Below are 14,032 nucleotides of genomic sequence, written 5' to 3' on the forward strand. Positions count from 1 at the left end.
AACCGGTAGGAGCCAGCGTCAACGCTTACTGGTAGCCCTTGGGGAAGGGATTGGGTTCGATCAGTGCCGTTGATTCGGCCACCACCTTGAACTGGCCGTCCGGTTGCGCCTGGCCGATGCGGGCCTTGCTCCACAGGTGATGGTTTTCGTGCAGCTTCACGTAACCTTCGGGTGCGGTCTTGAGCTCGATGCCGGTGGAGGCCGCGGCGATCTTGTCCACGTCGAAGCTGCCGGCTTTTTCAACCGTCGCTTTCCACAGCCAGGGGCCGAGGTAGCCGGCCTGTGTCACGTCGCCGATCACCGCATCCTTGCCGTACTTGGCTTTGAAGGCCGTCACAAAAGCCTTGTTGTTGGGGTTGTCCAGCGACTGGAAGTACTTCATCGAAGCGTAGAAGCCCTTCATGTTCTCGCCGCCTATGCCCAGCACCTCGTCTTCGGTGACCGAGATGGTGAGCAGGAACTGCTTGTCTGCCGTCACGCCCGCGGCCTTGAGCTGCTTGTAGAAAGCCACGTTGGAGCCTCCCACCACCGCGATGAAGATGCAGTCGGGCTTGGCGACCTTGATCTTGTTGATCAGCGAGTTGAAGTTGGTGTGGCCCAGCGGGTAGTATTCTTCGCCGACGACCTTGCTGCCGGTGAGGTGGCTTTCAATGTGCTTGCGGCCTATCTTCATCGAGGTGCGCGGCCAGATGTAATCGGATCCGACCAGGAAGAAGGTCTTGGCTTTCTTTTCTTTGGAAGCCCAGTCCAGGCCGTAGAGAATTTGCTGCGTGGCTTCCTGTCCGGTGTAGATCACGTTCTTGCTCTGCTCCAGGCCTTCGTAAAAGGTCGGGTAGTAGAGCATGCCGTTTTCTTTTTCGAAGATGGGCAGCACGGCCTTGCGTGAGGCCGAGGTCCAGCAGCCGAACACGGCGGCGACCTTGTCGTTGACCAGCAGTTTCTTGGATTTTTCGGCGAAGGTCGGCCAGTCGGAGGCGCCGTCTTCCTTGATGACCTTGATCTTGCGGCCCAGCACGCCGCCCATGGCGTTGATCTGGTCGATGGCGAGCTGCTCGGCCTGGATGGAGCCCGTTTCGGAAATCGCCATGGTGCCGGTGGCCGAGTGCAACTGGCCCACGGTCACTTCGGTGTCGGTGACGGCCAGCTTTGTGGTGTTGACCTTGGCTGTGGGAAATTGCTGGGCTTGCGCCCAGCCTGGCAAGCCGGCCAGCGGCAGGGCCGCGGCGACGCCCTGCATGAGGCGGCGGCGGTTGATGAAGGAAGATGGATCGCGATCGTCGTTGGACATGCTGGGCTCCTGCGGTTGGTGAAAAGTGAAAACGTGAAAAGTTGAAGGGGAGAAAACTGACGCAATAAAAAGAGGAAGGCTTACGTTCTGGTCAGGTGAATCATGTTCACAAGGGCTGCGCATCCCTATACGTCAATCAACGTAGCCACCTGTCTTGGTGCGTTGCACCAGATGCGGGCACACTTCTTGCGGAACCTGTTGCAGCCAACCGGCCGTTCGACGGAGATCTCTCTTGACTATCGCCACCCAGAAAATTTTTCGTATTCGACGCGAGTACAACGCGTGGGTGGCCGACGAATCCATCGAGGACTACGCGCTGCGCTACACGCCGCGCGGCTTTCGCAAGTGGTCGGAATGGCGCGTGGGCAACACGGCTTTTGGTGCGGTGTCGTTTCTGGCACTGGAGGCCATAGGCGCGGCCATTGCGCTGAACTACGGCTTTACCAATGCGTTGTGGGCCATCCTGGTGGTGGGGCTGATCACCTTTTTCACCGGCCTGCCCATCAGCTACTACGCGGCGCGTTACGGCGTGGACATGGACCTGCTCACGCGCGGCGCGGGCTTCGGTTACCTGGGCTCCACCATCACATCGCTGATCTACGCGAGCTTCACTTTCATCTTCTTCGCGCTGGAGGCGGCCATCATGGCGCTGGCGCTGCAGATGTACCTCGATATTCCCATTGCCTGGTGTTACGTCATCAGCGCGGTGGTCATCGTGCCCCTGGTGGTGCGCGGCATCACGCTCATCTCGCGCCTACAGATGTGGACACAGCCGCTGTGGGGCATGCTGCTGCTGTTGCCTTACCTGGCCGTGCTGTGGAAGAACCCGCAGGCTTTTTTCGACTTCACCGGCCTGGCCGGGCGCACGTCGGGCAGCAGCGAGTTCGATCCGCTCATGTTTGGTGCTGCCGCCACGGTGGCGTTCTCGCTTGTGGTGCAGATCGGCGAGCAGGTGGACTTTTTGCGTTTCCTGCCCGAAAAGACCCACGTCAACCGCGTGCGCTGGTGGGGCGCGGTGCTGATGGCGGGGCCGGGCTGGATCGTGCTGGGCATGCTGAAAATGCTGGGCGGCGCCTTTTTGGCTTTTCTGGTGCTGCAGCATGAGTTGCCGGCGGCCAGGGCCATGGAGCCGACGCAGATGTACCTGGCAGGTTTTGCGTATGTCTTCAGCAACCCGGCCTGGGTGCTGGCGGCCACCGTGTTGTTTGTGGTGGTGTCGCAGCTCAAGATCAACCTGACCAACGCCTATGCGGGCTCGCTCGCATGGTCCAACTTTTTTGCGCGCCTCACGCACAGCCATCCGGGCCGCGTCGTGTGGCTGGTATTTAACGTGACTATCGCCTTGCTGCTGATGACGCTGGATGTGTTCTCGGCGCTGGAAAAGGTGCTGGGGCTTTACGGCAACGTGGCCATCGCCTGGGTCGGCGCGCTGGTGGCCGACCTGATGATCAACAAACCGCTGGGCCTGAGTCCCAAGGGCATCGAGTTCAAGCGCGCGCACCTCTACGACATCAACCCGGTAGGCCTGGGCTCCATGCTGCTGGCCGCCACGGCCGGTGTGTTTGCCTACACCGGCGCCATGGGCCCGCAGGCCGAGGCCTTCTCGCCCTTTATCGCGCTGGGCCTGGCGCTGGTGCTGTCGCCGCTGCTGGCCTGGCTCACCGGCGGGCGTTATTACATCGCGCGCAAGCCGCAGGCCATGGGCGCGCCGGGCCAGATGGTGCATTGCCATGTGTGCGAGAACGCCTTTGAGGCCGAGGACATGGCCAGCTGCCCCGCCTACGGTGCGCCCATCTGCTCGCTGTGCTGCACGCTGGAGTCGCGCTGCCACGATCGCTGCAAGACGCGCTCACGCGCGGCCGAGCAGGCCGAACAGTTTTTAAGCACGCTGCTGCCCGGCGCGCTGTCGGGCCGGGTCAACTTTCGCGTCGGCCACTACATGGTGGTGATGCTGTCGCTGTGCGCGCTGCTGGCCACCGTAATGGGCATGGTGTACACGCAGGAAACGGCTTTCCCGCTGTCGGGCGATCTCTCCGGCCTGCTGCGCTCGGCCTTCGTGAAGGTGTTCGCCATGTTGCTGTTGATCGTCGCTGTCTGCAGCTGGTGGGTGGTGCTCGGCAGCGAAAGCCGGCGCATGGCGCAGGACGAGTCGAACCGGCAGAACCAGCTGCTGTCGCGCGAGATCGAGGCGCACCAGCGCACCGACGCGGCGCTGCAGACCGCCAAGGAAGTGGCCGAGTCGGCCAACCAGGCCAAGACGCGCTATGTGGCCGGCATGACGCACGAGCTGCGCACACCGCTCAACAGCATCCTGGGTTATTCGCAGATTTTGCTCAAAAGCGAGGCGCTGGCCAGCACGCCGCGCGAAGCCGTGCAGACCATACAGCGCAGTGGCGAGCACCTGCTGCAACTGGTCGACGGTTTGCTCGACCTGGCGCGCATCGAGGCCGGCCGGTTGCGGCTGGAGCCGATCCCCGTGCCACTGCCCGACTTCCTCGAAGGCCTGGTCAGCATGGTGCGGCCGCAGGCCGAAGCCAAGGGCGTGGATTTTTTCTATACCCACAGCGGCCGTATGCCGGCCTGGGTGCAAGCCGACGCCAAGCGGCTGCGCCAGATCATCATCAACCTGCTGAGCAATGCGGTGATGTTCACCGACACGGGGAGCGTGAAGCTGCATGTGGACTGTCGGCGCGAGGTGATCCGATTCGACGTGGTGGACACCGGTATAGGCATCGCGCCGCAGGACCAGCAGCGCATCTTCCTGCCTTTTGAACGCGGCGCCGCGGGCCGCCGCCGCGGCGAGCCGGGCACAGGCCTGGGCTTGACCATCACCGGGCTGCTGACCGCGCTGATGGGTGGCGACCTGAGCCTGAAGAGCGAGCCTGACAAGGGCAGCACCTTCAGCGTGCGCCTGTACCTGCGCGAGATCGACGATCCCGGCCCACTGGCCGACCCGCCGCACCAGATCGCCGGCTTCTTCGGCAAGCGCAGGACGCTACTGGTGGTGGACGACCAGCCAGTGCAGCGTCAGATGCTGGCCGGCATGCTCACGCCGCTGGGCTTTGATGTGAAAGAGGCGGCCAGCGGGCTGGAATGCATAGACAGCCTCAAGGACGGCGTGCCCGACGCCATCCTGCTGGACATCAGTATGGACGACCTGGATGGCTGGGAAACCGCGCTGCAGATACGCGGCCGGGGTTATGCCGGGGTGCCCATCATCGTGGTGTCGGCCAATGTGTTCGAGAACCAGGCCTCGCGCCTGAAGGCATCGGGTTGCCAGGCCTTTGTCGGCAAGCCGGTGCTCGAATCCGAGTTGATGGACGCGCTGCAGCGCCACCTGGGGCTGGAGTGGGTGACCTCCGTGGTCTCCCCGGCGCCGCTGGCGAGCCCGGCTGGGGAGAGTTCGCTGGGCCTGCCCGAGGAGGCCCGCGCGGGGTTAATACGGCTGGTGAAGCTGGGCCACGTGCACGGCCTGCACCGCCTGCTGGACCGCGTCGCGACCGAAGACCCCACGCTGGCCGCCAGTTGCGCGCGGCTGCGCGGCTTTGTGAGCCGCTGCGAGCTTGAGTTGCTGCTCGATCATTTGACGGAGGGCGTCGATGCTTGAAGCCGCTGAAGAACAACGCCCTGTCGTGCTGGTGGTGGACGACGCTCCCAGCAGCCTGGGCATGCTCTGCGACACGCTGGAAGGCGAGGGCTACACCGTGCTGGTGGCGCGCGACGGCGATTCGGCGCTGCAGCGCCTGGAGCTGGTCGCGCCTGACGCCATCCTGCTGGACGCCGTCATGCCCGGCCTCTCGGGCTTTGACACCTGCCGGCAGATCAAGGCCAACCCCGCCATGGCGCACATCCCGGTGATCTTCATGACAGGCTTGTCGGAGACGCCGCACGTGCTGGAAGGTTTTGCCTGCGGCGGTGTCGACTACGTCGTCAAGCCGCTGCGCGCGCAGGAAGTGGTGGCGCGCCTGCACACCCATACGCGCAATGCGCGCATTACGCGGCTGGCGCGTGAGGCCGTGGACGTGGCCGGCTTCGGCGTGGTGCTGGTCGATGCGCGCGGGCGCATCGCTTGGCGATCGCCCCAAGCGGCCCTGTGGCTGCAAGGCGCCGGAGGCGGTGTGCAGCCGGGGCGGTTGCCCGATGCGGTCCATGCGGCGCTGGAAGGCGACACCGATGAGGTGCTGCTGGCCCTGGCCGGCGTGCAGCTGTCGGTGCGCAACATGGGCCGGGTCGGCATAGGCGAAACCATGCTGTTGCTGGAGCAGCGCGGTGCGAATGTCGCCTCGCCCTCGCGCCTGGCCAATGCCGCGTTGACGCCGCGGGAAACCGAGGTCCTCTCATGGCTGGCCAAGGGCAAGACCAACCGCGACATCGGCGACATCTTGGGCATGAGCCATCGCACGGTGAACAAGCATCTGGAGCACATTTTTGAAAAGCTGGGCGTGGAAACACGGGCAGCAGCCGCGGCACTGGCGACCGGGCATGTCTTTTAAGCCGGCCCAAGCCCTGCCTGGGCGAAAAAACTTTTTTTTGGCGCGTTCAATGAACCTGCGCGGTTGCGACGGGAACCTCCAGGATGAACGATGCGCCTTTTCCAGGCCCGTCGCTGTGGACGTGCAAGCTGCCGCCCATTTCCTGCGCAGCCAGAACGCAGCTGTGCAGACCAAAGCCGTGCCCGTTTTTGCGGGTGGTAAAGCCGTGGGAGAAAACGCGCGTCAGGTTCTCCGGCGCAATGCCTTCCCCATTGTCTGTCACCGTGATGCGCAGCACGGGCCCTTCCAGCAAAACAGCATTGAGCACGATAAAGGGGCGCCTGTCTGCAATCGTGCCAAAAGCCTGCTTGGCGTTGCTGATCAGGTTCACCAGCACCTGCAACACGCGCTGCCGATCCAGCAAAAGGGTGGGCAACGTTGCGTATTTTTTTTCAACATCCACTTTGTGACGCGTCAGTGCATCCGCATTCATGCGCAGCGCGTCGTCCAGCAACTCATCCACCTTGGCGGATTCGACGACACGCGGGGTGCCTGCGTATGATTGCTGGGTCGCGATGACCTGTTTGATATGGTCCACACTGCTGCAAAGTGCCTCGAGTTCTTTCGCGATGGATTCATGCTCTGCCTCCAGTGTCCGGGCCAATTCGCGCAGATAGGCGGGTAACAGCTTGCCTTTGCTGTCCTGCGTCAAAAACCCCCCCAAATCCCCGATGTGGGCGTCCATCAAACCCACAGAGCGGGCGAGCCCCTTGAGCTTGGACGTCCGCAACTGGCTGCCAATCAATTCGGCCGACACGTTGACGCTGTTGAGAACGTTCCCCACGTTGTGCAACACGTTGGTTGCGATCTCTGCCATGCCCGCCAGGCGCGCCGTGGTGAGCAGCTGGGCTTGAACCTCTTCAATTTTTCGTTCCGCTTCCTTCAATTCGGATATGTTTTTCGAAGTCCCGAAGGTCCCGATCAGTGTGCCGTTCCTGTCTCTCCAGGGGCCTTTGGTGGTGAGGTACCAGACGACACGCCCATCAGGATGAACGGTTTTTTCGCTCTTTTCGAGGATGGGCTTCCCCGTCCGGATAATCTCTTCCTCGTCGTGGCTAAATTCACTCGCCCTGTCCTGGCCGTAAATGTCTGCATCGGTTTTACCAATCACATACTTTTCAAACTCCTCCACACTGGCCAAATGCGGTGGAAGTGTCTCCTCACCCATGTCCGGATGTGCTGCGCGATAGCGGCTGATCGATAGCCGCAGGAGGTTGTGAACCTCCGAGCGGCTGACTTTTACCAAACGTGATTTCAGATCTTTGAAGAAGATGGAATCTGGTGAGCTCTCCATCAGCGTAGCCAGCAAATCACGGTGATGCGCCAGCGCTGCTTCAGTCTGCTTCAGGGCAGTAATGTCCTTGGAAATACCGAAGGTACCAATGATGGCTCCGGCTTTGTTGCGCAGCGGCATCTTTGTACTCAGCTTCCAGGATTCATCGCGTCCGTCTTTCCAGGTTTCCTTCTCCACTTTGCCGATGATCGGCTGACCTGTGCGCAGGATTTCCTGTTCATCCTCGTAGGCGGGGCGCGCATGCTCTTCGGAAAAAAAATCGTGATCCGTCTTGCCCACCAGCTCCTCCGGTGATGCCCCAAACTGCAGCGCCTGTGCCTTGCTGCATTTGAGAAAGCGGGACTGCGCATCCTTGAAATAAATGTGATCGGGAGCGTTGTCCAGAAGCGTGCGCAACAAATCCTGCTCGTTGATCTGGGAGGCAGCCGCCGCGCTCCCCTTCTCCGTGGCATCCGCCTCTGGGTGCCCGCCTGGATGAGACCCGGCGAGTTGTTGCAAATGCCACTTCTCTGCCAGGGAGTATGCCGATTGGATGACTTCTACGGGATCATGCGGCGTCTTGAGCACCAGCCACCTGCTATTCATGGCTCCCATGGCTGCGAACAGTGCATCAGAAGAAAAATCCAGTCGCTCCGCGCAAAGCACTATCTGGACTCCCGGATCAAGCGCCCATATTTGAGGTGCTATTTCGAGCGCATTTCCTCCAGCCGTACCAGAAACACCGATAAATGCCACGGTGTAGGGGCGCGAAGCCAGAAGCGACTGTTGTACCAGGGCCAGCGCCTCGCGCGCGTCGCGGGCACCATCCAGTTCGAATTTCCCTTGCACATTCTCATCTTCAACAAGCATGTTGTGGAAGGCATCGTGAATGCCGGGGCTGCTGTCCACGACAAGAATGCGGTCCTTGTTGTGGGTAGATCTTGTTTTCATAGTGGGGCGCCTCGCCTGAACCGGCTTTAGATATGGGACAACGGCACTTCCGCTTGAGCTTGTGCCTGTTATAGGGGCAACGTTACGCGGAATGCGGTGTCTTGACCAGCGGCACTTTCCCCGTCCATGCGTCCGCGGCGCTTTTATCGGATTGTGGGGCAGCGATAGTCCTCAGCCCGTGCCTTTTGCCAACTGGCCCCTTGGTGAGGAAGGGCTGACTGCTTCCGGACTGGCGGTCAATGGGGATGGCACTCCAACCCCAACTTACAATCACAGCCACAACAGGAGCCCCATCCCATGAGCATCAAGAGCGATAAATGGATACGCCGCATGTCCGAACAGCACGGCATGATCGAGCCTTTTGAACCCGGCCAGATCCGCCAGCGGGACGGCCAGAAGATCATCAGCTACGGCACCAGCAGCTACGGCTATGACATCCGCTGCGCGCCTGAATTCAAGGTTTTCACCAACATCCATAGCACGGTGGTGGATCCGAAAAACTTCGACGAAAAAAGTTTTGTCGACTTCCACGGTGACAGCTGCATCATCCCGCCCAACAGCTTTGCGTTGGCCCRCACCATGGAGTACTTCCGCATCCCGCGCAATGTGCTGACCATCTGCCTGGGAAAAAGCACCTATGCGCGCTGCGGCATCATTGTCAACGTCACGCCGTTTGAGCCCGAATGGGAAGGTTATGTAACGCTGGAGTTCTCCAATACCACGCCGCTGCCCGCCAAGATTTACGCGGGTGAGGGCTGCGCGCAGGTGCTGTTCTTCGAGAGCGACAAGGACGACGTCTGCGAGGTCAGCTACAAGGACCGCGGCGGCAAGTACCAGGGGCAGGTTGGGGTGACCTTGCCGAAGGCGTAACGGACATCTACACGACTGATTTGGACGGACGCCTGCAAAGGGCGTCCGTTTTCGTTTCTGCCCTCTACAGCCTCAGGGTTTGGCGACCTGGGGGCGGCTGGCAAAGCCGCTCATGTATTTGATGGCGTCGCCAATGGTGTCGCGCCACACCGGCCATTCATGGTCGCCGTCGACGACGCGGTACTCCACCAGCTTGGGCTGGTATTCAAACAATTTCTGGAACAGGCCGGCCGAGTGGTAGGCAATGGAAAAGGTGTCGTGGTCGCCGCTGTTGATGTACAGGGGTACCACGATTTTTTTGCTTTTGTAGGCTTCCCAGCTGGCGGTGTAGTTCAGGCGGTCCCACGAGGCCTGGTCAAATTTGCCGCCTGCCTGGAACGGCGCCACCTGCATGGCCGAAGAGTGGCCCGGGGGTGTCGGTGAATAGATCGCCGGGCTCAACGCCGCGGCGGAAACAAACAGCTCGGGGTACTTGAAAACGGCGTTCACCGTGCCGAAACCGCCGGCGGACAGCCCTGCGATCATGCGGCCTTCACGCGCGGTGATGGTCCTGAAGTTGGTGTCGATGTGCGGGATGAGCTCCTTGATGAGCGCGGTCTCGGCCTTGTCCTTGTTGCCGTCCACCCACCAGGTGGAGCCGCCGCCCGGCATCACGATGATGGCCGGCTGGACGCGGCCTTCCCTGACCAGCGTGTCCATGGTCGCCTGCACCTGGCCTTTGACCGGCCAGTCATTGTGGTCGCCGCCGTTGCCGTGCAGCAGAAACAGGACCGGGTAGCGCAGCCGGCCGCTCTCATAGCCGTCCGGCAGGTAAATGGTGTAGCGGTAGTCTGCGCTCAAGGCCTTTGAGTTGAAGGACCTGACGGTGACCTCGCTGGCAAACGACAGCGGTGCGCCAGCCGCAACAAGCGCCAGTAAAAACCAGCCCAGCAGTTTGCGAATCGACTTGAACCCCATGCCTGTCTCCATCTTGAGCTCCTTGTTGTGTGAGGGCAAGTATCCGGTAAATCCCGGACGCATGAAAGCGCTCTCACGCAGCGGCTCAACGGATGCCCCGGGGGCGGGACTGGGCCTCGGTGAACCTTGCTACTTGACCAGCAACACCGGAATCTCGCACTCGGCGACCACGCGCTGGGCCACGCTGCCGATCAGCGCGCGGCTGAGCAGGCCCTGGCCGTGTGTGCCCATCACGATAAGGTGCACTTTTTCGCGCTTGGCGGCACGCAGTATTTCAGCGGTGGGCGAGCCAACCACGGCGAGAGTTCTAAACGCCATCTTGTGGCGCTGGAGGAAACGCTCGATCGGCGCCAGCACCTTTTGCGATTCTTCGGCGTGGTAGGCGGTGACGTTGGCCGAACCCAGCATGGTCTTGACGCGCCCCGGCACGGGAGCCTGCACATTGATCACCACCACTTCGCCTTCGGTACCGGCGAGTTCATCGTGGTTGACCAGAAAGGCCAGGGCCTTTTTGGTGTATTTGCTGCCATCGGCGGCGAACAGAATCTTCATGGTTTTTCTCCGGTGTGATCGGATCAGCGTAACACCAGCGCCCTCGTACTGCTGTAGGTGAGCGCCTGTTTTCGTCTTGCAGTCCGGGGAAAATGGCTTGGCTCCAGGTGCCGACTTGGCGCCGTTCAAGCCAGCGCTGTCCGTGCCGCGGCCAAGTCCCAGCCTGCCCAGCCGCAGCTTTTAAACAGCACCGGCCCGGCGGGCTTTTTGGTGTCCTGGCGTATCACATCGCCCAGGCTGGCGAAGCGGGCCACGTCCAGTCCGGCCTGCAGCAGGTCCCCTGCCTCGTGGATGGCATCAGCCGTGTCGACAAACACCGAACCCTTCGCCGCGAAGTATTGGCATAACGCGGCGCTCAGTTCCATCATGGCAGGGGTGAAAGCCCCAACGGCGCTGATGAAGCCGTCAGGCCGGGGTAGCGCGCTGAGGACTACGGCGGCAGCCGGCGTGCAGGTAACGGCCAGCGGGCAGTCGGCCAGCGCAGCATCGGCGTCGTGCACCACGCGGGCGTTCACGCCCAGCGCCTCTGCATGCTGCACCAGGGCCTGGGCGCTGGCGTAGCTGCGCGAAGCGATGCGAAATTCGTGCACGCCCAGGCCTTCGGCATAAGCCTCCAGATGCGCAAGTCCCTGGACACCGGCACCGACGATGAGCATGGGGCCGTGCGTGTTGGGCGCCAGCCGCTGCGCGGCCAGCAGTGAGACGGCTGCCGTGCGCCGGGCGGTGACGGTGGGCCCGTCGAGCATCAGCCGGCGACTGCCGGTGGCCACGTCAAACACCACAACGTCGCCCTGGATAGTGGGTCGGCCGGTGCCGGCATTGCCAGGCGTGAAGGTGATCAGTTTGGTGATCGCGGTGCGGTCGTCCAGCGCCGGCATCACAAACAGGCTGCCGCCCCCGGGCAGGGGTTGCACCACGCGCGGCGGCACCTGGACGGAACTGTCCTTGAGCAGGTGCGTCAGCTCGCTGACCAGCAATGGGTAAGGCAGGCGGGCGGCGGTCTGGGCGGGGTTAAGCAGGGTGGGCGTCATGGGGCGATGGTAAAGCGAGCAGGGAAGTGGAAGGGCGGGACGAGAGGGTGTCAGTGCCCCGCGTTACGTCGCGTAAAAAAATGAAAGGTTTTTATCCTACATATTCCCGGGAAAAGTGCTGGATGGAAACCGCAAACGCTTCCCTAGGATGAAAACAGGTTCACAGGGAGGCCTGCCATGTTTTCTGACCACTTGCAAAAATTCGACAAAATGCCTTACAAGACGCTGCTCTGGGTAGCGGCTGGGCTGGTGTTTGTTTGCCAGCTGGCAGCCTTCGCGTTTGTGGCGGACGGGCAAGTCACCAAAGCCAGGATCCGCGACTATCAGCGCCAGGCTGAAGTGCAGGCGATTGCGCAGTGCATCGAAAACACCGCCGGTGCCGCCCGCCAGGGCTGTATCCAGCAGGCCCGCGTCGCGGCCGCCTCAGCCTTGCCGCCCGTCATCACCAGCGCGCAAAAGGGTCAGGCTGTGGCCGATTCATCGGGGGAATCCAGCGGTGTGATGGCCAGCAACGCAGCAGGCGCCACTGTCAGCAGCATGCTGCCAATGCAGCCTGCACAGGGCTTTATGCCGGCGTCCTTCGCCATCCGCTGATTCAGCAATCATCGGAAGGTTTTCCGGCCGGTGCGGTTAGCATGTGGCCACGATGGATCTGTCACGCCTGTTGCGTCTTTACCAGCCGCGAAACCCCCTGTTCTGGCTGATGCTCACGCTCAATGCCCTGTCGCCCGCGCTGGCCTGGGTGGTGCATACCCGTCCCTTGAATGCCTGGGCCACGGTGCTGGTCACCTGTTTTGCGTTGGGTAACGCCGTGATTGGCACGTTCCTGCTGTGGCGCCTGCTGCGCGATGAGCCTGCCGCGCCCACGCAGAATGCCGGCGCGCAAGACGCTAACCCTGACGTTAATTGACGGCCCCGGCGCCTTTGACGATGTCGTGCGGTGTGGCCAGCGCCGCCGCTATGGCCAGCCGCAATCCGCGCACGATCTCACCGAGCGGCAAGCTGGGCGCGCCCTGTTCGGGCACATAGGGCACATGGATAAAGCCGCCGCGCGTGCGCCTGAAACCGCGCTTTGTGGCCAGGGCATGCATGAGTGCATAAAACACGTGGTTGCAGACAAAGGTGCCCGCGGTTTGCGATACCTCGGCAGCCACGCCCGCCTCTTGCAGCGCCTGCAGCATGGCCTTGATGGGCAGGCTGCTGAAATAGGCCGCAGGCCCRCCCGCCACTACCGGCGTGTCGACGGGCTGGCCGCCGATATTGTCGGGAATACGGGCATCGTTGACGTTGATGGCAATGCGCTCCAGCGAAATCGCGCTGCGCCCGCCCGCCTGGCCGACGCAGATCACCAGTACCGGCTTATGCAGCGCGAGCAGCCGGATGAGTTCTGCGATGGAGCCCTGAAACACGGTGGGCAATTGCGCCGCCACCAGGAGGTGGCCGCCTATGCGCTTGCCACCCAGTGCCTGCACCGCCAGCCAGCTGGGGTTGAGGGGCAGGCTGCTGTGCCCGGTGTCGCCGAAGGGGTCGAAGCCGGTGAGCAGGACACGGGGGAGCGAAGAAGCAGAAAGGGCTGTGCGCATGCCGCCATTGTGAAGGACGGCAGTGTTTTGGCTACCCCAACCATCCGGACATTTCCGCGCTGGTTGCCGCCCCCCGGAAAAGGTACCAGCCTTCCGGGGTGGGGTGAAACGGGAGACCGGGCCCCACTCGATTGCTCGGCGGTTGAGCTTACTTTTTGATCACCGCGCCGGTTTCGCTGTCGAACTTCACGACGCGCACCTGGCCGTTCTGACCGGGGAAGTTGTCAAACACCGCGCGAACCAGGTAAGGCACGACCAGCGGAAGGTCGCCGCTGCCGCCTTCGTACACGGCGCGCGATTCAAACACCGTGCGCGGCGGCTTGCCGGGGGGCGTGCCCTGGGTGTCAAGTAACCGCACGCGCAGGCTGTTGGTGTAAATCGTCATGTTGAGCGGCCTGTCGCCGACATAGCGCGGCCCGAAAGGGTCGGGCACCCAGCCTCCCGCGTATACGCGGCCCGCGGCGTCGCGGTAAGGCGGCAGGAAGACAAAGTTGTCCTGGTAAATCGGCTGCAGAAAGGTTTTCTCCTCGCTGCGGCTGCTGGCCGCCACGTCGACGTGCAGGCGCCCGGTCTGTCCTTCAGGTGCGCGTTTGAGGCCGCGCTTTTCCAGTTCGGCCTGCACATAGCCCTCATAGGTGGCTTGTTCCAGCTGCCGTGTCGAGTCCACCGGCGTGATGTAGCTGAAGGTCGCGCCTGCCGTATCGGCCGGCCACTGGTTGAAGCTGGTCACGCGGGTGGTGATGGGGCTGGCGCAGGCCGTCAGCAGCGCAGCCAGCAGCACCGCAAGCGCCAGGCGTAGCGGGAAAAACACGGAAATGGCGCTGCGTGGCATGCCGGCGCCTTCAGGCGCGGGATGGGCAAAAGTATTCATGAGGAATGGATACATGAGGGTGCAATTTTGTTCCACGGCAGGGGTGCTGCTCAAGTAAAGTCGGCGCATGCGCTGACAGCGGACCGGGCTTTGGGGCAGGTGCCGCAGCGGGCCGGAAAGGCCA

The 14,032-nt window shown here is 62.3% G+C and carries 12 protein-coding genes; 5 read left to right on the forward strand and 7 right to left on the reverse strand.

The genetic code is table 11. The features are described 5' to 3' along the window. Positions 1–25: 25 nt before the first annotated feature. Positions 26–1,288 carry an urea ABC transporter substrate-binding protein gene (gene urtA, locus AC1DY9_RS00365; RefSeq protein WP_457279868.1) on the reverse strand — a complete coding sequence of 421 codons (1,263 nt, stop codon included), beginning with the start codon at positions 1,286–1,288 and terminating at the stop codon, positions 26–28. Positions 1,289–1,520: 232 nt separating this feature from the next. Here urtA and AC1DY9_RS00370 point away from each other — a divergent pair, with 232 nt between their 5' ends. Continuing rightward, a complete protein-coding gene (locus AC1DY9_RS00370; RefSeq protein ID WP_477665511.1) occupies positions 1,521–4,895 on the forward strand; it encodes a hybrid sensor histidine kinase/response regulator in 3,375 nt (1,124 codons plus the stop codon). Next, positions 4,888–5,781, forward strand: a complete 894-nt coding sequence (locus AC1DY9_RS00375; RefSeq protein ID WP_457279870.1) for a response regulator — start codon at positions 4,888–4,890, stop codon at positions 5,779–5,781. The genes AC1DY9_RS00370 and AC1DY9_RS00375 overlap by 8 nt, the downstream gene beginning before the upstream one ends. Before the next feature lie 46 nt (positions 5,782–5,827). Here the strand turns inward: AC1DY9_RS00375 and AC1DY9_RS00380 are convergent, their stop codons facing one another. Beyond that, complete coding sequence (locus AC1DY9_RS00380) at positions 5,828–8,044, reverse strand: PAS domain-containing protein (RefSeq protein WP_477665512.1); 2,217 nt, start codon at positions 8,042–8,044, stop codon at positions 5,828–5,830. A 297-nt stretch (positions 8,045–8,341) separates the two neighbouring features. Between AC1DY9_RS00380 and dcd the strand changes: the two genes are divergently transcribed. Further along, entirely contained in the window at positions 8,342–8,914 is a 573-nt protein-coding gene (gene dcd / locus AC1DY9_RS00385; RefSeq protein ID WP_477665513.1) for a dCTP deaminase, read from the forward strand. A 72-nt stretch (positions 8,915–8,986) separates the two neighbouring features. Here the strand turns inward: dcd and AC1DY9_RS00390 are convergent, their stop codons facing one another. From AC1DY9_RS00390 to AC1DY9_RS00400, 3 genes are all read right to left on the reverse strand, one after another. Continuing rightward, positions 8,987–9,871 carry an alpha/beta hydrolase gene (locus AC1DY9_RS00390; protein ID WP_477665514.1) on the reverse strand — a complete coding sequence of 295 codons (885 nt, stop codon included), beginning with the start codon at positions 9,869–9,871 and terminating at the stop codon, positions 8,987–8,989. Between the two features lie 129 nt (positions 9,872–10,000). After that, on the reverse strand, positions 10,001–10,423 hold the full coding sequence (locus AC1DY9_RS00395; protein WP_457279874.1) for a universal stress protein: 423 nt from the start codon (positions 10,421–10,423) through the stop codon (positions 10,001–10,003). A 125-nt stretch (positions 10,424–10,548) separates the two neighbouring features. Continuing rightward, positions 10,549–11,454: a delta(1)-pyrroline-2-carboxylate reductase family protein gene (locus tag AC1DY9_RS00400; protein WP_457279875.1), complete on the reverse strand. Its 906-nt coding sequence runs from the start codon at positions 11,452–11,454 to the stop codon at positions 10,549–10,551. Positions 11,455–11,631: 177 nt separating this feature from the next. On the opposite strand from AC1DY9_RS00400, the gene AC1DY9_RS00405 reads away from it, so the two are divergent. Together AC1DY9_RS00405 and AC1DY9_RS00410 are read left to right on the forward strand one after the other, a co-directional pair. Next, positions 11,632–12,048, forward strand: coding sequence for a hypothetical protein (locus AC1DY9_RS00405; protein ID WP_457279876.1), 417 nt, complete (start codon positions 11,632–11,634; stop codon positions 12,046–12,048). 52 nt (positions 12,049–12,100) lie between these two features. Next, positions 12,101–12,364 (forward strand): hypothetical protein, encoded by a 264-nt coding sequence (locus AC1DY9_RS00410; protein ID WP_477665515.1) that lies wholly within the window; start codon positions 12,101–12,103, stop codon positions 12,362–12,364. Here the strand turns inward: AC1DY9_RS00410 and pcp are convergent. Both pcp and AC1DY9_RS00420 read right to left on the reverse strand, forming a co-directional pair. Next, positions 12,357–13,037, reverse strand: coding sequence for a pyroglutamyl-peptidase I (gene pcp, locus AC1DY9_RS00415; protein WP_477665516.1), 681 nt, complete (start codon positions 13,035–13,037; stop codon positions 12,357–12,359). The two genes, AC1DY9_RS00410 and pcp, sit on opposite strands and share 8 nt — an antisense overlap. A gap of 148 nt (positions 13,038–13,185) precedes the next feature. Next, positions 13,186–13,908, reverse strand: coding sequence for a DUF4136 domain-containing protein (locus AC1DY9_RS00420; RefSeq protein WP_457279879.1), 723 nt, complete (start codon positions 13,906–13,908; stop codon positions 13,186–13,188). Positions 13,909–14,032 lie beyond the last annotated feature (124 nt).

This window comes from Polaromonas sp. P1_F6, assembly GCF_056405695.1.